This window comes from Micromonospora aridisoli (genome assembly GCF_056150025.1).
In genome coordinates, this window is the sequence record NZ_JAXCFK010000005.1 from 401,071 (window position 1) to 420,195 (window position 19,125).

Consider the following 19,125-nt stretch of genomic DNA (forward strand, 5'->3'; position numbering starts at 1 on the left):
GGCCGTCACGCACCCGACGGCCCCCGGTCGCGCACCGTGACGGACGCGGCTCTCCGGCGCGGTGGTGCGGATACACTTTCAGCCCCTCCGCGAGCCCAGGGCTGGTGCATGCTTTCTCCTCGCTTCCGCACACCACGGTCGGTGGTCGCCGTCGTCGCCCTGATCACGTTCGCCGGGCTGCTGACCGGTTGCTCCCCGGCCGACCCGACCGGCACCACCACCCGGATCCGGGTCCTCCAGCTCAACCTCTGCAACAGCGGCATGGCCACCGGCTGCTACACCGGCCGCTCGGTCGCCCGCGCAGCCGAGGTGATCCGCGCCGAGGCGCCCGACATCGTCACCCTCAACGAGATCTGCTCCGACGACGTTGACGCGTTGGAACGGGTGATGGCGGAAACGCACGACGGCACGGTGGTGGCCGCCTTCCAACCGGCCCGCAACGGTCGCAACGGCGAGCCGTACCGCTGCGTCAACGGGCAGCAGTACGGCGTCGGGGTGCTGGTGCACATCGCGGCGCCCTACCACGGACACGAGGTCCACGCCGGGATCTATCCGGCGCAGGACCCGGCCGACCCCGAGCAGCGGGCGTGGCTCTGCCTCGACGCCACCACCGTCCTCTACGCCTGCACCACCCACCTGGCCTACACCAGCTCAACCCTGGCGCTGGCCCAGTGCGGGCACCTGCTCGGCACCGCCATCCCACAGCTGCACGACCGCCACCGCTACCAGCCGACGGTGGTCAGCGGTGACCTCAACCTGCGCCACGGCGGCACGCCCGACGTGCGGTCCTGCGTGCCGGCGGACCACCTGCACCTGCACGACGGCGGGGTGCAGCAGTTCATGGCCACCGCTGACGTCACGATCCGGGACAGCAGGTCGATCAGCATGAACCGGACCACCGACCACGCCGCCTTCCTGGTCACCCTGACGTTGTCCCGTCAGGACGACCTCGCGCACTGAGCCGGCCGGTCAGTCCCACCAGAACGCCCAGGTCGGGGCGTCGACGATCCGGTCGGCGTAGGCGGCGAGGGTGCACGGACGCTGCCCCTGCCACACGTTGTCCGGGCAGAAGGCGAAGTGCTCGGCGGCCACCCGCAGCGCCTCGTCGATCCCGGTCGGCGGCGCGGCGACACTCAGATACAGCTCGGCGAAGCCGACTCCGATCACGCGGACCCCGAACCGGTCCTCCCAACTGCGCAGCACGGCGGACAGCCGCGCCGGGTCGTTGGTGTGGTTGACCGCGCCCTGCCAGCCGAGTACGGCCAGGGCGTCGCTGCCCCGCTCGGCGGCGACCAGGCCGAGACGCATCGCGGGCTGGGCCAGCGACAGCTGCTCGGCCCAGTGGTCGGCGTGCCGCTCCGGCGCCACCCGGGGCTCGGCGGGAGACGCCAGCCCGGGCCAGTCCTGACCGTACGGGGCGGTGACGGCGATCCGCCGGTCGTTGGACAGTTGGTCATCGCCGTCGTAGGGAGCGGTCTGGCTGGCCCACCAACCGGCGAGCAGCCCTTCCGGATCGTGCTCCGTGGGCGACGACGCCCCATCGGGCCAGAACTCGCCGTCGTCCCAGGGGCGCGCCGGATCACCGTGGTAACCGTCCAGCAGCAACGGCCACAGCCCCGAGTGCCGGTGCGCCGCGTGCAACCGCGCCCACAGCCCGGTCGGCGCCGGGGCGTCGCTGAGCCACAACGTGGGTCGGTCGGCGTCACCCTCGTCGCCGCGTACCGTCCGGCCGGACGGCAGCGGCACGGGCAGCGTTCGGCCGCCGTCCGTGCCCTCGAACAGCTCCAGCAGGTCGGCCGGCATCTCGTTCAGCTGTGACGTCACGGGGGGTGAGGATAGCGGTCAGGTCCGACAGGCCACGGCGACAAGCCGGGCGCACCGGGGGAATGCCAGATCGCGGCCGCCGCCACGCCGGTTCCGCAGACGCGTCAGGTCCCGTCGGCACCCCAGGCGGCCCGGACGAGAGCGGGAAGCATCAGGGCGGCCGGGCCGCGCAGGTTCACCTCGGCCACCGCGTCGAGCGGTGTCGGCTCGGGATTGACCTGGAGCACCGCGGCACCGAACCGCGCGGCGACCTGGGGTATCTCAGCAGCCGGATAGACCAGGCCCGAGGTGCCCACGGTCAGCAGCAGATCACAGGACGCGGCCGCCGCCACGGCCGAGTCCAGAGTCGGCTGTGGCAGCGCCTCGCCGAACCACACCACGCCGGGCCGGACCGGCGCTGAGCACTGCCCGCACAGCGGCGGCGCGCTGCGCCGGCCCTCGGACGGCTCCTCGACCTCGCCCGGAAGGTACGCGGGATGCGCACAGGCCGAACAGCGCGGGGCGAAGAGGCTGCCGTGCAGGTGCAGTGGCGCGACGGACCCGGCGCGCTCATGCAGGTCGTCGACGTTCTGCGTGACCACGACCGTCCCGGGGAGACGTGCCTCGATCGCGGCCACCGCCCGGTGCCCGTCGTGCGGCCGGGACCGCAGGACCGTGCGCCGCCGCCACTCGTACCAGCCCCACACCAGCTCCGGGTCGTCCCGGAACGCCTGCGGAGTGGCGAGCTGCTGCGGGTCGTAGTGCCGCCACAGTCCGGTGAGGGCGTCCCGGAAGGTGGGTACCCCGCTCTCGGCGGACATGCCGGCACCGGTGAAGACCACGACCCGACGGGCCTCCCCGAGCATCCGGGCCGCCGTCGTGGTCGTAGACACGGCGCTCACTCCGCGGCGGCGAACCGCTCGACGTTGTCGACCGGTCCGACGACCAGGATCAGGTCGCCGTAGCTCAGCACGGTGTCGGGAGTCGCGTGCGTGAAGCCGGTCGGACGCCCACCGACCGTCGCCTCCGGCTTCACCGCGACCACCGTCACCCCCCACCGGCTGCGCAGGCGGGACTCACGCAGCGGCATGCCGACCACGTCGTGCGGCGGCTTGGTCTTGATGACGGCGAAGTCCGCGTCCACCTCGACATAGTCCAGAATGCGGCCGGTGAGCAGGTGGGCGGTGCGTTCACCCATGTCGTGCTCGGGCGCGATGACATGGTGGGCACCGACGCGGGTCAGGATGTTGCGGTGCTGTCCGCTGATGGCCTTGGCCCAGATGTCGGGGATGCCGAGTTCCGACAGCAGGCTGGTGGTCAGGATGCTGGCCTGGATGTCGGTGCCGATCGCCACGACCGCCCGGTGGAAGTCGCCCACGCCGAGCTGCCGCAGGGCCTCGATGTCGGTCGAGTCCGCGGTTATCACGTGCGGAAGCTGCCCGACCAGGCTCTGCACGGTCTTCGGCTGGCTGTCGATGCCGAGCACCTCGGTGCCGCGCTTGGCCAGCTCAAGGGCCAGAGCGCTGCCGAAGCGGCCCAAGCCGATCACGACGACCGGCTCGTTACGGATGTCAGCCAACGATCGTCCTCTCCTCGGGTAGTTCGAAACGCCGGTTACGGTCGCGCAGCGCCAGCGCGGACGCCAGGGTGAGCGGTCCGATACGACCGGCGAACATCAGCAGTACGAGCAGCACGTCAGCCTGCGCCGGCAGGTCACCGGTGATGCCGGTGGACAGGCCGACGGTGCCGAAGGCGGACACCACCTCGAACAGAACCGCGTCGAGCCGGTACGGGGTGATGGCCAGGAGGATGAAGGTGGCCACGGCCACCGCACCGGCGCTGAGCAGGACGATCGCCAGTGCCTGCCGCTGGTTGCTGGCGGGGATCCGGCGATGGCCCACGTTGACCTGGGTCTCGCCGCGCATCTCCGACCACAGAACGAAGGCGAGCAGTCCGAAGGTGGTGACCTTGATGCCGCCAGCAGTGCCCGCGCTACCGCCACCGATGAACATCAGCACGTCGCTGGCGAGCAGGCTCTCCGGGCGCATGGCGCCGATGTCGACGTTGTTGAACCCGGCGGTACGGGTCATCGCGGAGGCGAAGAAGCCCGCAAGCAGTTTCTGCGGCCCGCCCAGCGGGCCGAAGGTGGCGGGATTCGAATACTCGGCGAGGGTGAACACCACCGTGCCGAAGACCAGCAGGGCGGCGGTGAGCGCGACCGTGATCCGCGTCGTCACCGACCAGTACGAAGGGCGTCGCCAGGTGCGGGCCAGTTCGAACACGACCGGGAAGCCCAGCCCGCCGAGAATGACCGCCGCCGTGACGGTCAGGGTGATCCAGGGGTCGGTCACGTAACCCATCAGGCTGTCGGCGTACGTGGAGAAGCCGGCGTTGTTGAACGCGGAGATCGCGTGGAAGACGCCCTCGTAGAGCGCGGTACCGAACGGACGCTGGTAGGCGGTGGCGAACCGGATGGTGAGCAGCGTGGCCACCACCGCCTCGCTGACGAGGCTGAAGACGACGATGCGGCGCACCACGCCGCGTACGTCGCCCAGGTTGAGGCTCTTGGTTTCCGCCTGCGCGAGGAAGCGGGCGCGTAGCCCGAGTCGACGCGACAGCAGCACCGTGAACAGCGTGGCCAGGGTCATGATCCCGAGGCCGCCGATCTGGATGAGGAGCAGGATGACCGCCTGCCCGAAGCCGGACCAGTAGCCGCCCGTGTCGACGGTGACCAGGCCCGTGACGCACACCGCCGAGGTGGCGGTGAAAACGGCGTCCACCAGGTCCGCGGGCTCTCCCGAACGGGTCGCCCACGGTAGGGACAGCAGGCCGGTCCCCACCGTGATCGTCGTGGCGAACCCCACCGCGATCATCTGCGCCGGATGCCGGAACCGGTCACCACGTCGCTGCCAGACCGGCCGCCTGGTCAGCGGTCGCACGGCCGGCAGTCCGATCCAGCCGAACCGTTCCCCGGCGCTCCTGGCCGATCCGGGGTGCCGACGACCCACCCGACGAGCCGGTCCCCCGGTCGCCGCAGGTCAGCAGCGATCAACACAGGGCGCATCCTCCCATGGCCGAAACGTCCCGTGCCCCCGGCCCGGCGGATGTGGGGTGATCGGGGCTCGCGGCGTTACTCGGCGAGGATCTGCTCGCGGAGGATGTCGGCGTGCCCGCAGTGCTGGGCGAGCTCACGCAGCACGTGCAGGTAGACCCAGCGCAGCGGCAGCGGCCCGCGACGGTTGCCGGTCAGCAGGTCGTCCAGGTCGAGGTCGGCGGTGGCACGGCGGGCGGCGGCGCACGCCTCCCGGTGCGCCCGCTGGACGCCGTCGATGGTGTCGGCGTCGTCGAGCACGAACGACTCGTCCGGTGTCGCGGGGATGCCGATCTCGGCACGTGACCGACCGCTGACCGCCTCGTCGAACCAGACCTTCTCCACGAAGGTGGCATGCTTCACCAGCCCGAGCAGGGTGGTCCGGGACGGCACCAACGACCGGCGCGCCTGTTCTTCGGTCAGCCCGTCCAGGCAGCTGTTGAGCATCGCGCGGTGCTGGTCGAGGAAGACCTCGAACTGGGCCCGCAGCGGCTGGTCGTGTACGTCCTCGACGGAGTTCGGTGTGATGGACACAGCGACAGCATGCCAGCAACCTCCGGTGCGCGGGCACCGCGACGCCACTTGCCGGACCGTGCCGAGGGTGGAGCGCAGCCCGGTCGCGCGGTCGACGGACAGCTCGCGGCGAGGACGTGACACCCCGTCCGGGTGATGGCTGACGGAGGCCGCTGTCGGCGTACCGTCAGGATGGTGAATCCCGATCGAGAGCCTGGGTACGAGCAGCCGAGCGATCAGTGGCTGGCGGCGGCGCGGGCCGGTGACGGTGACGCGTTCGGCCGTCTCGTCGGGCCGCTACGCGACGAGTTGCGGGCCCACTGCTACCGGATGCTCGGCTCGCTGCACGACGCGGAGGACGCGGTGCAGGACACCCTGGATCGGGCGTGGCGTGGGCTGGCGCGGTTCGACGACCGCGGTTCGATCCGGCCGTGGCTCTACAAGATCGCAACAAACCGGGCGTTGACGCTCATCGAGCGGCGCGGGCGGCGGGAACTGCCGGTCGACCTGCGGCCGGACCGGGAGCCGGCGGCCGAGGTGGCGTGGCTGGAGCCCTACCCGGACAGGTTGATGGACTGGACACAGCGCCTGAGTCCGGAGGCCCGGGTGCTCGCCCGGGAGAGCGTCGAGTTGGCGTTCGTGGCCGCGTTGCAACACCTGTCGGCCCGGCAACGCGCCGTCCTACTGCTGCGTGACGTGCTCGGCTATCCGGCGGGCAAGGTCGCCGACCTGCTGGACACCACAGTCGTGGCGGTCAACAGCGCACTGCGGCGGGCCCGCGCGGTGCTCCCCGACCTGCTGCCGGACCGAACCCAGCAACAGGCCCTGCGCACAGTCGGGGACGCGGCGCAGCGTGACCTGGCCATCCGGTACGCGGCCGCCTGGGAAACCGGTGACGTCGAGACTCTGGTGGCGATGTTGACCCAGGACGCGCGGTACTCGATGCCGCCACAGCGGGTCTGGTACCAGGGCCGCGGGACGATCCGGGGCTTCCTCGTCGAGGCGGTGCTGTCGCACCGCTGGCGGTTCCTGCCGACCTGGGCGAACGGACAGCTCGCGTTCGGCACGTACCTCTGGGACCGGGCCCGGGGCGGCTACCTGCCGGCGGGCCTGGACCTGCTGGCGGTGGACGGCGACCGGGTGGCCGAGGTGGTCTCCTTCCTCGAGGCTCCGTTCCCGGCCTTCGGCCTGCCCGCCCGACTTGTCGAGGACGAATTCGTCGGACCGCGATGAGTTCGCGCTCCGGCCCGGGTTGTAGGTGTGACGGAACAGATCGACCCGGAAGGACCAGCCGGCCATGACGACCAATGAGGAACAGATCCGCGACCTGATCGAACGCTGGGCCGAGGCGGTGCACCAGGGTGACCTCGACACGGTGCTCGCCGACCATGCCGAGGACGTGGTGATGTTCGACGTACCGCCCCCGCAGCGGGGCGTACGGGGAATCGACGCGTACCGGGAGACGTGGCCGCCGTTCTTCCGGTGGCAGGCCGAGGGAGCGTTGTTCGAGATCGAGTCGCTGGACGTCACGGCCGGCGACGACGTGGCGTTCGCGTACGCCCTGCTGCGCTGCGGCACACCGGAGGACTTCGCCGAGACCCCCGACCGACGGTTGCGCCTCACGCTGGGTCTGCGCCGGACGGACGGCCGCTGGGTGGTCACCCACGAGCACCACTCGTTCGCGCTCGACCCGACACCGGACCGGAATCGGGCGGCCGATGAGCGTGAGTTGCGCGAGCTGCACCGGCGGTGGTTCGCCGCGACGGCCGCCAAGGATCTCGACGCCCTGATGGAGCCGATCGCCGCCGACGTGGTGTCGTACGAGCACGAGGAGCCGCTGCGGTATGTCGGCGAGCCGGCCGTCCGTGAGGTCTGCCGGGCCGGTCTCGACGCGGCCGGTGACGGTGAGGTGAGCTGGGACGTGCCCGACCTGACGACCATGGTGGACGGTGACCTCGCAGTGGCCTGGGGCCTGAACCGGGTGCGGACGGCCGCGCCGGAGGGCGAGGCCGTCGAGGGCTGGTCGCGGGGCACCCGGGTGTTCGTGCGACGCGCCGACGGCTGGCAACTCGTCCACCAGCACCTGTCCTACCCGTTGGATCCGGCGACCGGTGCCGCGCGGACCGATCTGCTTCCCTGAGCAGAATCCGGACCGCCCGGGCGGGGGTCAGCGTTGTACCCGAGCGCCGGCTCCCCGCATCAGCGCCTCCACCTCGGCCAGGCTGGCCATCGACGTGTCACCGGGAGTGGTCATCGCCAGCGCGCCGTGGGCGGCACCGTACTCCACCGCGAGCGCCAGGTCACCGTCGCGTTCCAGCAGGCCGTAGATCAGCCCGGAGGCGAAACTGTCGCCGCCGCCGACCCGGTCGAGGATCTCCAGACCAGGCCGGTGGGTGGCCTCGGCGAACGCGCCACCGGCCCAGGCGACCGCGCCCCAGTCGTTGACGGTCGCGCTGTCCACGCCGCGCAGGGTGGTCGCCACCACCCGGAAGTTGGGGTACGCCTGGACGACCGCCTCGATCATCGCCTTGAAGTTGCCGGCGTCCAGCGCGCCGCTGTGGATGTCGGTGTCCGGCACCGGGAAGCCCAGGCAGGCGGTGAAGTCCTCCTCGTTGCCGATCATCACGTCCACCAGCCTGGCGAGCCGGGTGTTCACCTCTCGGGCCCGGTCCTGGCCACCGACGGCCTTCCAGAGGCTGGGCCGGTAGTTCAGGTCGTACGACACGATCGTGCCGTGCCGGCGAGCGGCGGTCATCGCGGCCTCGGCGGTCCGCGCGGCCGTCTCCGACAGGGCGGCGTAGATGCCGCCGGTGTGCAGCCAGCGGACCCCGAGCGTGCCGAAGAGGTGGTCCCAGTCGACGTCGTCCGGCTTGAGCTGGCTGGCGGCGGAGTGGCCCCGGTCGGAGGTGCCGACGGCGCCGCGTACGCCGAAGCCACGCTCGGTGAAGTTGAGCCCGTTGCGGACGACGCGGCCGATCCCGTCGTAGGGCAGCCAGGTGACGAGACTGGTGTCGACGCCTCCTTGGAGGATCAGGTCCTCCAGCAGCAGGCCGACCTCGTTGCGGGCGAACGCGGTGACGATCGCGGTCCGCAGTCCGAAGCAGCGGCGCAGGCCCCGGGCGACGTTGTACTCGCCACCGCCCTCCCAGACCCGGAAGTGCCGCGCGGTGCGGACCCGACCCTCACCCGGGTCCAGGCGCAGCATGACCTCGCCGAGCGAGACCAGGTCGTAGCGGCAGTCGTCCTTCGGCCGCGGTGACACGATCCGCCGCTCGCTCATGCCGGACCTCCGGCCGCGGTCAGTGCCTCCCGGGTCCGGGCGGTGATCTCGTCCCACTGTTCACCGGCGACAAGGTCGGTCGCGACCATCCAGCTCGCGCCGACCGCCAGGACCGCCGGAAGGGCGAGGTACTCGGCGATCACCGCGGCGGTGATGCCGCCGGTGGGGATGAACCGGACGTCGCGGAACGGGGCCGCCAAAGCCTTGATCATCGCCGCGCCGCCGAGTTGCTGGGCGGGAAAGAACTTGACCACGTCAAGGCCTGCGTCGAGCGCCATCTGGATCTCGGTGGCGGTGGCGGCGCCGGGCACCACCGGCACACCGGCCTGTTGGCAGGCTCGGACCACCGCCGGCGCGAAACCGGGGGTCACCACGAACCGGGCGCCGGCGGCGATCGCCCGCTCGGCCTGCTCCCCGGTCAGCACCGTGCCGGCACCGACGGTCAGGTCACCGCGGGTGGCGAGCGCCGCGATGGCCTCCAGCCCGGCGGCGGTACGCAGGGTCACCTCGACCGCCGTCAGACCGCCCTTGACCAGGGCGTCACCGAGTGGGTCAGCGTGCCGTGCGTGTTCGAGCACCACCACGGGCAGCACGGGACCGACGGACATCTGTTCAAGACTGTGAACACTGGTCACGTATGTGACCCTACTGGAGTCCTCGGCCCTTCGCTAGAGTGACCCCGTGTCCACCGCGCCCGAGGACTTCCAGCCCGTCAAGTCGGCCGGGCGCACCCTCGACCTGCTCGAACTGCTCGCCGATCAGCCCCACCCCTGGGCGCTGGGCGACCTGGCCCGCGCGCTCGGCATTCCCAAGAGCAGCCTGCACGGCCTGCTGCGTACCCTGACCAGCCGCGGCTGGGTGCAGACCGACGAGACGGGCACCCGGTTCCGGCTCGGCCTGCGGGCGCTGCGGGTCGGTGCCGCCTACCTCGACGGGGACGACCGCGTCGGCCTGCTCACCGGTGTCCTCGACGAGTTGTCCCGGCGCTTCGGCGAGGCCGTGCATCTCGGTCGACTCGACGGCGACCAGGTCGTCTACCTCGCCAAGCGCGAGTCGGTGCATCGACTGCGTCTCTACAGCGCGATCGGTCGCCGCCTGCCCGCGCACGCCACCGCGCTGGGCAAGGCGCTGCTGGCCGAGCATCCCGACCACGAGGTCGACCGGATGCTGAACTGGCCACTGCCCAAGCTCACCCCGCAGACGATCACGGACCGCGAGGACCTGCACGCCGACCTGGCGACCGCGCGAATCACCGGGCACGCCGTCGACCGGGAGGAGAACGCCGAGGGCATCCGGTGCTTCGCGATGGCCGTACCGCTGGGGTCGCCGGCGGTCGACGCGGTGAGCGTCTCCGTGCCGGTGACCAGGCTGCGACCGGAGCTCGAAACGGCGATCGTCGCGGCCTTGCGGGAAACCGTCGGCAGCCTCACCCAGGCGCGCGGCATCCTGACCGCATAACCCCGCCCACTCCCTACCGCCCTCGACACCCCCCGGGACCACCCCGACCACCCCGACCGCGCCGCGCCGCGCCGCCACGGTCGTCCAGACCGCAACAACAGGGAAAGTGTCGCCTCAACGCCCGCGGAGGCGACAACAACAGGGAAGTTGTCGCCTCGACGCCCGGCCGGCACCCCCCGTCGGGGTCACCACAGCGGTGCGTGGGTTGAAGCAGAGCAGGGGGTGGGCGGGTCAGGATGTGTCGGGGGCGCGGTCAGGGGCGCGGTCAGGGGGCTCGATCGGTCGGCGTGGGGGGTCAGCGCCGGGCGGCCGGCCAGTGAGGACTGGCCGGCCGTCGGACGGGACGCTTTCGTGGGGTGCCTCAGGCGGGCAGGCGCCAGACCTGGTTGGCACCGCCGAAGCAGTCCCAGATCTGCAGCCGGGTGCCGTCGGCGGAGCTGTTGCCGGTGGCGTCGAGGCACCTGTTCGACGCCGGGTTGCGCAGCGTGCCGTTCGACTGGGCCTGCCAGACCTGGGCACCGGTGCCGTTGCAGTCCCAGAGCTGGATCGGGGTGCCGTTGGCGGTGCCGGCGCTGGTCACGTCCAGGCACTTGCCGAGGGCGCGCAGCGTACCGTCGGTGGCCACGGTCCAGCGCTGCGCGTTGGTGCCGTTGCAGGTGTAGAGCTGGATGGCGGTGCCGTTGGCGGTGGCAGCGGCGGCCACGTCGACACACTTGCCACCGATGCCGGTGATCGGGCCGGTCCGGCCGCTGGGCGGGGGCGTGCCACCACCCATGACGGTGTCGTAGATCGCGCTGACCAGCGAGGTCGACCCGGTCGTGTCCTGGGTGAGTTCCCAGTTCATCATGCCGCCGGCGTTGGCCATGGCCCACTGGGTCTTGCGCTTGACCGTCGGGATGCCGTTGTAGCACTGCTGGGCGCCGCCCGCGGTCGTGCAGTCCCGGTTGGCGTTGGCCGGGTCCATGCCGACCAGTTGCGCGTAGGTGTAGTAGCCGGGCCGACTGTAGAAGGGCACGCCGAGGACGGCCTTGCTGGCGGGCAGGCCTCGGGCCTTCCAGCCGTTCACGGCGTTGATCGACCAGTCGTAGTTGGCGTGTGGACTGCCGCCGTCGTACGCCATGATGTTGAGGAAGTCGACGTGGTTGAAGACCGCCGTGGGTACGCCGTCGCGGTAGTAGCCCTCGGCGACGACCGCCGCGGTGAGCAGCTTGCCCTGTGGCCGCAGCGCGTTGCTGAGCTGGGACATGAGCAGGCTGAAGTTGTTGGCCGAGGTCCCCGGGTCGGGGTACTCCCAGTCCATGTCGACCCCGTCGAGGCCGTACTGGTTGACGAAGCTGACCACGCTGTTGACGAACGTGGTGCGGGTGCTGGCGTTGGCCGCGAGGGCCTCGAACGCCGAGTCGTCACCGTTGTTCCAGCCGCCGATGGCGATGGAGACCTTGACGTTGTTGGCGCGCGCGAGCTGCACCAGCGAGGTGAGCTTGCTCGGGTTCTCCACCGCCCGCAGGGTTCCGTTGCTGTTGGGCAGCACGAACGCGTAGTTGATGTGGGTGAGCTTGTGGTACTGCACCGAGTTGACGTTGCCGGTCCAGGACGGCAGGTAGCCGACACTCTTGAAGTTGTTGGGTAGGGCGACCGCCTGCGCGGGGGTCGGGGTGAAGGCGAGGGTCGCGCCGGCGGTGATCAGCGCGAGCAGGCCGGCGGCCAGGGCCGAGCGGGGCCGGGGGCGTGGTGAGGACATCGAGGGCCTTCCCGTTGGCAGGTGACGGTGCCGTGCCGCCACGGCCGGTCGCTGTTGAGCCGCCGATGACCGGCCGTGGCGTACGGGTGCTGGTTCCTCGAGGAAGCCAAATCTTAAAGAGTGTTAACGGTAGCGGTCAATGACGTACTTCGATGAGCACCGTCGCGCCGGGGTCAACCGACGGTGACCGAGTAGGACGAGGTGTTGACCTCGCCGCTGCCGGTGAAGATCTCTGGACCCGCCTGGACGCTGGTCAGGTACTTCGCACTGCTCATCCAGCCTCGGGCGACCACGTCGTCGGTGAAGTCACGGAGGTTGAGGCTCGCACTGGTGGTGTTGGCGGTTCGCACGTACGAGTAGACGTTCCAGGTGCCCACCCGACCGCGCCACACCTCCCAGGTGGTGCCCGCGATGGTCACGGTGCCCTGTCGGCTGCCGGCCGGGGAGGCGTTGGAGCGGTAGAGCCAGATCATCAGCTCGTCGGTGGGCTGGTCCTCCGAGCCCGGGTTCGCCATCGGGTGGAACCACATGTCGTACGCGACGTTCATGTTCGAGGCGCCGTTGGCGGTGACGGTGAACTGCCAGTGGGTGTTGACGTCGCGGGCCGCCGAGAGCTGCACCGGCAGTCCGGTGTTGGACCGCCGCCAGCCCCAGTGCCAGCCGAGGATCGCCGCTGCGTACGACTTGACGCTGCCGGGATCCCCGCTCCAGTCGTAGCTGGTCCCCCACCGGATCGGGTTCCCCGGCCCACCGTGGGACCAGATGCACTGGCTGCCCGTCGCGCCGGTGGCGCCCCACTGGTTGTTGGGAATCCAGTACCTGCCGATGTCGATCACAGCGTCGCTGTCACACAGCGGGCCGACCGGGGTCCAGTCGGGTATCGGCGGCGGGGTGGTCAGGGTCGGCGTCGGCGTCGGGCCGGGGTTGCTGGATCCCGTGCAGGTCACCCCGTTGAGCGCGAACGAGGTCGGCACCGGGTTGCTGCCGCTCCACGAGCCGCCGAAACCGAAGCTCGCGGTGCCGTTGGTGCCGATCACCCCGTTGTACGACATGTTGGTCGCGGTCACCTGCGCGCCGCTCTGGGTCACGGTGGCGTTCCACGCCTGCGCCACCCGCTGCCCCGAGGCGTAGGACCAGGTGAGTCGCCACGACGACACCGGGTCACCCAGGTTGGTGATGGTCACGTCGGCATTGAAGCCGCCTTGCCACTGCGCGGAAACCGTGTACCGCACCGCGCAGCCGACCGCTGCGGCGTGCGCGACAGCGACTCCGACGGCGGCGGTGACGACGGTGCTGGCCGCCGCGGCGGCGAGCAGGGCGATGCGCTTCCGTTTCACCATTGCTCTCTCCTTCAGTCCCGGCCGCCATCCGGGCGACCGGGACTGTTCGCGTTCACAACCGAATCCTGCCGGGCAGGTTGTGACCACGTACTGAGGCGGCAGCCGGCAGCGGCGTGTGCGTGGCCGGACCGTGCCTGCGGCGCTGGCCTCGGCCGTCGCGGGCCCATCGCGCCCGGCGACCCTGCCCTGGAAGTCGCCCGGGGGACGCGGCGCCGGCTCGGTCGCCCTGCCCATCATCGATGGCTGACGCTGCGACGGTACGACGGCAGCCAGACGGCAGTCAATGAACTGTGCCCACGCCCCCAGGGGCCGGCCTACTCGGCGATCACCGAATCGATCGGCTGCGGCTGATCGGGCCCCGTCCGGAGCTGACGCCGACGGCGCCGAGGTGCATAGCATCGGTCGGCATGAAAGCCCCCTCGACCACGTTCCGGAACCCGGTGCTCTCGGGCTTCCATCCCGATCCGAGTATCTGCCGCGTCGGCGACGACTACTACCTGGTCTGTTCGAGCTTCGAGTACTTTCCTGGCGTACCGATCTTCCACAGCCGGGACCTGGTGAACTGGCGGCAGATCGGCAACGTGCTCGACCGCCCCGGCCAGTTGCGGCTCCCGCCGGACACGCACGCCTCGCGCGGCATCTTCGCGCCGACGATCCGGCACCACGACGGCCGGTTCTGGCTGATCACCACTGACGTCACCCTCGGCCGGCACCTGCTCGTCACCGCCGTCGACCCGGCCGGACCGTGGTCGGACCCGGTCTACTTCGACCTGCCGCACGTCGACCCGTCGCTGGCCTGGGACGACAACGGTGACTGTTGGTTGACCGTGTCGGGGGTCGAGTCCTATCGCGTCGATCCGCAGGCCGGCACCGTGCTGGAGGGGCCGGTGCCGATGTGGTCCGGCACCGGTGGGCAGTACCCGGAGGCCCCGCACCTGTACCGGATCGGCGAATGGTGGTACCTGCTCGTCTCCGAAGGCGGGACCCACACCGGGCACGCGATCTCCATCGCCCGGTCCCGCAGTATCCGGGGGCCGTTCGAGCCGGGACCGGTGAACCCCTTCCTCACCCATCGCGGCATGAAGCGTACGGTGCAGGCCACCGGCCACGCCGACCTCGTCCAGGCCGGAGACGGCAGTTGGTGGATGGTTCTGCTCGGCATTCGTGCCAAGGGCCAGTGGCCGCCGTACCACGTGCTCGGTCGGGAGACCTTTCTGGCGCCGGTGCGGTGGGTGGACGGTTGGCCTGTGGTAGACCCGGTCGAGGAGGTCATGGCCGCCCCCGCCGGCAGCCCACCCGCGCTCGCCCCCGCCCCCGCCGCTGGCGGGTACCGCGAGGACTTCGACGGCGGCGAGCTGTCGCCGCGCTGGATCTCCCTGCGTCATCGGCCGAGGACGAGCCTGTCGCTCACCGAACGGCCGGGATGGCTGACCCTGCACGCCGACGGTACGACCCTCGACCGCGCCGGCGCGACGCTCGTCGCCCACCGGCAACTGCATCACGACTGCCGGGCCGCCGTCCGGGTCGATCCTGGTACCGGGCGGGCCGGGCTGACCCTGCGCCTGGACGAAGCCCACCACTACGACCTGGAGGTCGCCGGCGGCACCGTACGGATGATCGGCCGAGTCGGTCCGTTCCGCCAGGTGTTCGGCGAGCGGCAGGTGCCGGCCGGGCCGGTCACGCTCACCATCTCCACCAGGACACACAACCTGCTGCCGCCGACGGCCACCGCCGCCGACCAGGCGGCGGCACCGGGCGCGCCCTTCGGCGTACGTCCCTCCGCCTGCGACATGGTCACCTTCGCGGTGGACACCGAGCAGGGCCCGGTGGTGCTTGCCGAACTCGACGGCCGCTATCTGTCCACCGAGGTCGCCGCCGGCTTCACCGGCCGGGTCTTCGGCCTCTACGTCACCGACGGAAGTGCCGCCTTCGACTGGTTCGACTACCAGCCCGCGGCGACCGACGCGCCGGGTGCGCCGACGACGCCGTGACCGAACGAGGGCCGGCCGTGCGGGGCGAACCCGCACGGCCGGTGTGGCACGAACCGATCAGCCTGCGGTGCAGGACCTGATCTGCGGCCGGGCGCTGGAGTTGCCATTCATCATCGTGGTGAAGCCGAACGTGTTGCCGCTGCCGTTGGAGCGCATCGTCATCACGTTGCCGCTGCTGTCCCAGGTCGGGTTGCCGTTCCAGGTGGAGGAGACCTTCTGCGGCGCGGTGATCGCGACGACCACCGACCACGTGCTGGCCCCACTGACCGTCACCGAGGTGTTGTAGCGGTCGCCCCAGACCTGGCCGGGCGTGATCGACGCGGTGCACCCACCACTCGGCGGCGGAGTGGTCGGGTTGCCGCTGGGCGGCGGCGTCGTCGGGTTGCCGCTCGGCGGCGGAGTGCCGTTGTTCAGCGCCGCGAGGACGGCGTCGTAGGCCGGCTTCTTCTGGCCGCTGCCGTTGAACAGCAGCGGGTTCTCGCTGGAGCGCCACGAGTCGGAGTCGCGGATGCCCCAGACGGTGATGCCCTTGCAGCGCGCGACCGCCAGGCAGTCGTTGACCACGTTGCGGTACGCGTCGGACGGCGCGTTGCGGATGTCCAGCTCGGTGATGTGCACGTCGACGCCGAGGGCGGCGAAGCTGGACAGCGTGGTGCGGTAGTTGCTCGGGTAGTTCGAGCCACCGGTGAAGTGCGACTGCAGGCCCACGCAGTCGATCGGAACGTTGCGGCTCTTGAAGTCCTGGACCATCCGGTAGACGGCCTGGGTCTTGGCGTCGTTCCAGTTGTCGATGTTGTAGTCGTTGTAGCAGAGCTGGGCGTTCGGGTCGGCCTGACGTGCGGCGCGGAAGGCCGCCTCGATCCAGTCGTTGCCGGTTCGCTGGAGGTTCGAGTCACGGCGGGCACCGCTCGAACCGTCCTGGAACGCCTCGTTCACCACGTCCCACCAGGCGATCTGTCCCCGGAAGTGGGTGGCGACCTGGGTCACGTGGTTGAGCATCGCGTTGCGCAGCGTGGTGCCGGACATGTTCTGCATCCAGCCGGGCTGCTGCGAGTGCCAGGCCAGGGTGTGTCCCCGGACCTGCATGCCCTGGCTGCGGGCGTGCTGGACGAGCCGGTCGGCACTGCCGTAGTTGAACTGCCCCTGGTTCGGCTGGAGCGCGTCGATCTTCATCTCGTTCTCGGCGGTGACCTGGTTGAACTCGCGGTTCAGGATGGTCGTGTAAGCCGAGTCGCTGAGCCTGTTCACCGCGACGGCCGTGCCGAAGTACCGGCCGCGCTCAGCCGCCGAGGCACCGAGGGTGCTCGCCGCGCTGGCACTGCCCGGCAGGACCACGGCGCCCGCGGCGGCCAGCATGCCGACGGCCGAGAGGACGAGCGCCACGCGCAGACGTCTCGGACGTCCAGGCGCTCGGGAAGAGTTGGCCATCTGACACTCCTTCCGGGTCCGGTGGCCCGGTTTCGGGCAGCATGAATCCGGACTTGTGGGGTGAATGGGAACGACGATGAGATTCCCGACCAAAGGATCGCATCGGCCTTACTGGGCCGAAGTATTTCAACGAGGTTTCACGTACGTCAATGATTTCCGGAAACTTCGCCGAAAGTTCCGGAGCAGCCCAGGTGGGGCGCTTGGCTCTGCTTCAGTGAGCGCTCACATCGGCCGCCCGGGCCGGCGGGCCCCGGGCGGCCGGAGGCTACCGAGCGGTACAGGTGGGGGTCATCCCGGTGCCGGTGCCGGTGCCCTGGAAGCCGAACTCGGTGGACTGGCCGGCGGCGATGACCCCGTTGTAACTGACGTTGCCGAACGTGACCGCGCCGCCGGTGCCGCTGCGCTCGGCATTCCAGACGTTGGTCACGCTCGCACCCGAGGGCAGCGTGACGGCCACCGTCCACCCGTTGATCCGGGACGAGCCGGCGGTGACCCGCACGGTGGCGACGAAACCGCCCGTCCACTGGTTGACCGACACCGAGGCCGAGCAGCCGCCGCTCGCCGGAGGCGGAGTGGTCGGGGGCGTGCTGGGCGGGGTGGTCGGGGGCGTGGTGGGCGGGGTGGTGGGGCCGTCGGCGAGGGTCGGCGTCGACCAGTCCCGCCACTCGGACAGGTTGCCTGCCTTACGGCTGGAGATCCGGAAGACGCCGGCCGAGTTACCCGTCTTGAGCAGGAACTTCTGGATGTGCTGCTGCAACGGGGTACGCCATTCCGGCCGCGAGGCGCAGTGCGTGCCGTCCTGGACGTCGGACCAGTAGCTGATGTTGTCGCCTGCGCCGAGCGCCCTGTAGACCTCCGCCCCGGCGAGCGCCGCGACGCTGGAGGACCGGGCGGCCAGCCAGTCGATGTGCGGGTTGTCCATGATGAGCAGTCCCCGTGGCGCCACCATGGCCACCGTCTGGTGGGTGTCGACCGGCAGGTTCGCCGGGTTGCCGGTGTAGGAGCCGAAGGCGTCGCCCAGCCACGGCTGCTCGCCGTATGCGCTGCTCAGCGGTTGGGCGCCGGATTCACCGGGGATGCCACGGAAGATGGGCGAGCCGGCGCTACCCGACTCGATGGGCATGGTCAACCCGATGCGCTGGTCGAACGCGCCCGTCACGAACGCACCCTTGCCGTAGCGGGAGCAGCCGGTGACACCGGTCGCGTCGGCGCGCAGGATGGTGCCGCCCGACTGCTCGATGACGTCGATGATCCGGCTCACGCCCCACGCCCAGGCGACCAGCAGCCCGGTGCCGCTCGACGAGCCGTAGATGCTGTAGAAGGCGCCCTGCTTGTTGTTGCGGGGGGTGCCCTCCCGACCCACCGCCAGGGGATCGTAGTTGATCACGGCGGCGCCCGCGGAGCGGATGGTGGCCGTGTCGGCTCCGAACCCGCCGAGCACCACCACTGCCGGATGCGGTCCGCTGCCGCCACTGGGCAGCTGAACACTCGCGGAGAAGCTGGCGGTGCGCCCGTTGTGCGCCACGTTCACCGTGATGCTGGTGTTCGAGACCGTACCGCTGACGGTCTGAGGTCGGGCCGGCTTCTCGCCGTAGACGAACCGCTGTGCGAGCTGCTTGGTCTCCGCCCGGTGACAGCGCCAGTCGGACTTCGCCGAGATCCGGGTTCCGTCGAGCTTGCGGAATGGGTCGGGCAGTCGGGAGATGGCCGGGGGTGAGCCCGGATTCGGGACCGGACAGTCGACGCCCTCGTCCTCCACCGGCGCGACCGCCGCCAGCCCGACGGCGGCCCGGGCCACGGTTGTCCGCGACACCGCCCAGGTCGTCGCGGCGAGGGCGAGTGTCGCCACCGCCAGTACGACGATCGCCGACCGGAGTTGGGACCGGCCCCACGTGCTGGTCACTGAAGTCCCCTTCCGGTCAGGCCGCACAGGAGGCGAACAGAGTTATCGATATACATCGATAGCTGTCCCCGGCAAGTTTCGATCCTGTTAGCGAAACATGTCAATACGTCTCGACAGTTACCAACCGATCATCGTCCACGGACCCGACCGTGGACCAGCGCGGCACCACCCGCCGCAGCGACCCACCCACGGACCGATCCGCCGAGACCGGGACGACGAAGGCGGAGGATCTCCGCCGTGGTGACGGCCCCGCCAACCGCCGGAACCCGCGACGGAGCCACCACCCCGGCGAACACGGCACCCGTACGTCGTTCGCCGTCCGTTCATTGTTGATCGATGCGTCGTTTGCTTTCGCTCAACCCCGCATTGACCAGCGCCATCGGTCACCGACGGCCGCCGGCGAAGGCATATCGATGCGCCAAAAGTCCAGGTTGAGCCAGATTGGCATTGACGTACTTCGATGTAAAGCATTACTGTTCTCGGAACAGTTGTCGTAAGTTTACCGGGATTTCCGGTCGCGTTCGGCTCCCGCCCTCGGTTCGTCCGCCGGCGAGGCGACGGTGCGGGCCGACGCGGC

General features: G+C 70.5%; 16 protein-coding genes. 5 read left to right on the forward strand and 11 right to left on the reverse strand.

Features of this window, described 5'->3' with window-relative positions; translation table 11 throughout:
• The first annotated feature begins 108 nt into the window (after positions 1–108).
• Positions 109–960, forward strand: a complete 852-nt coding sequence (locus SM447_RS13865) for an endonuclease/exonuclease/phosphatase family protein (protein ID WP_474573171.1) — start codon at positions 109–111, stop codon at positions 958–960.
• Positions 961–969: 9 nt separating this feature from the next.
• Here the strand turns inward: SM447_RS13865 and SM447_RS13870 are convergent, their stop codons facing one another.
• From SM447_RS13870 to SM447_RS13890, 5 genes are all read right to left on the reverse strand, one after another.
• Positions 970–1,824 carry a DUF4253 domain-containing protein gene (locus SM447_RS13870; RefSeq protein ID WP_474573172.1) on the reverse strand — a complete coding sequence of 285 codons (855 nt, stop codon included), beginning with the start codon at positions 1,822–1,824 and terminating at the stop codon, positions 970–972.
• 104 nt (positions 1,825–1,928) lie between these two features.
• Positions 1,929–2,669, reverse strand: coding sequence for an SIR2 family NAD-dependent protein deacylase (locus tag SM447_RS13875; protein WP_474573282.1), 741 nt, complete (start codon positions 2,667–2,669; stop codon positions 1,929–1,931).
• Positions 2,670–2,701: 32 nt separating this feature from the next.
• The gene (locus SM447_RS13880; RefSeq protein WP_474573173.1) at positions 2,702–3,382 is read right to left on the reverse strand and encodes a potassium channel family protein; all 681 of its coding nucleotides are present in this window, start codon (positions 3,380–3,382) and stop codon (positions 2,702–2,704) included.
• The gene (locus SM447_RS13885; protein ID WP_474573283.1) at positions 3,375–4,676 is read right to left on the reverse strand and encodes a TrkH family potassium uptake protein; all 1,302 of its coding nucleotides are present in this window, start codon (positions 4,674–4,676) and stop codon (positions 3,375–3,377) included. Before SM447_RS13885 ends, SM447_RS13880 begins: the two co-directional genes overlap by 8 nt.
• A 257-nt stretch (positions 4,677–4,933) precedes the next feature.
• Positions 4,934–5,428, reverse strand: a complete 495-nt coding sequence (locus tag SM447_RS13890; RefSeq protein WP_474573174.1) for a DinB family protein — start codon at positions 5,426–5,428, stop codon at positions 4,934–4,936.
• Between the two features lie 174 nt (positions 5,429–5,602).
• Between SM447_RS13890 and SM447_RS13895 the strand changes: the two genes are divergently transcribed.
• Positions 5,603–6,640, forward strand: coding sequence for a sigma-70 family RNA polymerase sigma factor (locus tag SM447_RS13895; protein WP_474573175.1), 1,038 nt, complete (start codon positions 5,603–5,605; stop codon positions 6,638–6,640).
• A gap of 64 nt (positions 6,641–6,704) precedes the next feature.
• The gene (locus SM447_RS13900; protein WP_474573176.1) at positions 6,705–7,547 is read left to right on the forward strand and encodes a YybH family protein; all 843 of its coding nucleotides are present in this window, start codon (positions 6,705–6,707) and stop codon (positions 7,545–7,547) included.
• A gap of 27 nt (positions 7,548–7,574) precedes the next feature.
• On the opposite strand, the gene SM447_RS13905 is transcribed toward SM447_RS13900, so the two are convergent.
• Both SM447_RS13905 and eda read right to left on the reverse strand, forming a co-directional pair.
• Entirely contained in the window at positions 7,575–8,687 is a 1,113-nt protein-coding gene (locus tag SM447_RS13905; RefSeq protein ID WP_474573177.1) for a sugar kinase, read from the reverse strand.
• Positions 8,684–9,295, reverse strand: a complete 612-nt coding sequence (eda, locus tag SM447_RS13910) for a bifunctional 4-hydroxy-2-oxoglutarate aldolase/2-dehydro-3-deoxy-phosphogluconate aldolase (RefSeq protein ID WP_474573178.1) — start codon at positions 9,293–9,295, stop codon at positions 8,684–8,686. The genes SM447_RS13905 and eda overlap by 4 nt, the downstream gene beginning before the upstream one ends.
• Before the next feature lie 73 nt (positions 9,296–9,368).
• Here eda and SM447_RS13915 point away from each other — a divergent pair, with 73 nt between their 5' ends.
• Positions 9,369–10,145, forward strand: a complete 777-nt coding sequence (locus SM447_RS13915; protein WP_474573179.1) for an IclR family transcriptional regulator — start codon at positions 9,369–9,371, stop codon at positions 10,143–10,145.
• A 361-nt stretch (positions 10,146–10,506) separates the two neighbouring features.
• Here the strand turns inward: SM447_RS13915 and SM447_RS13920 are convergent, their stop codons facing one another.
• A complete protein-coding gene (locus tag SM447_RS13920; protein WP_474573180.1) occupies positions 10,507–11,886 on the reverse strand; it encodes a glycosyl hydrolase family 18 protein in 1,380 nt (459 codons plus the stop codon).
• A 173-nt stretch (positions 11,887–12,059) separates the two neighbouring features.
• The gene (locus tag SM447_RS13925) at positions 12,060–13,226 is read right to left on the reverse strand and encodes a glycoside hydrolase family 12 protein (protein WP_474573181.1); all 1,167 of its coding nucleotides are present in this window, start codon (positions 13,224–13,226) and stop codon (positions 12,060–12,062) included.
• A gap of 407 nt (positions 13,227–13,633) precedes the next feature.
• On the opposite strand from SM447_RS13925, the gene SM447_RS13930 reads away from it, so the two are divergent.
• Positions 13,634–15,217: a glycoside hydrolase family 43 protein gene (locus tag SM447_RS13930; protein ID WP_474573182.1), complete on the forward strand. Its 1,584-nt coding sequence runs from the start codon at positions 13,634–13,636 to the stop codon at positions 15,215–15,217.
• A 57-nt stretch (positions 15,218–15,274) separates the two neighbouring features.
• Here SM447_RS13930 and SM447_RS13935 read toward each other — a convergent pair whose 3' ends face one another.
• On the reverse strand, positions 15,275–16,645 hold the full coding sequence (locus SM447_RS13935; protein WP_474573183.1) for an endo-1,4-beta-xylanase: 1,371 nt from the start codon (positions 16,643–16,645) through the stop codon (positions 15,275–15,277).
• A 265-nt stretch (positions 16,646–16,910) separates the two neighbouring features.
• Positions 16,911–18,548 (reverse strand): glucuronyl esterase domain-containing protein, encoded by a 1,638-nt coding sequence (locus SM447_RS13940; protein WP_474573184.1) that lies wholly within the window; start codon positions 18,546–18,548, stop codon positions 16,911–16,913.
• Positions 18,549–19,125: the final 577 nt, after the last annotated feature.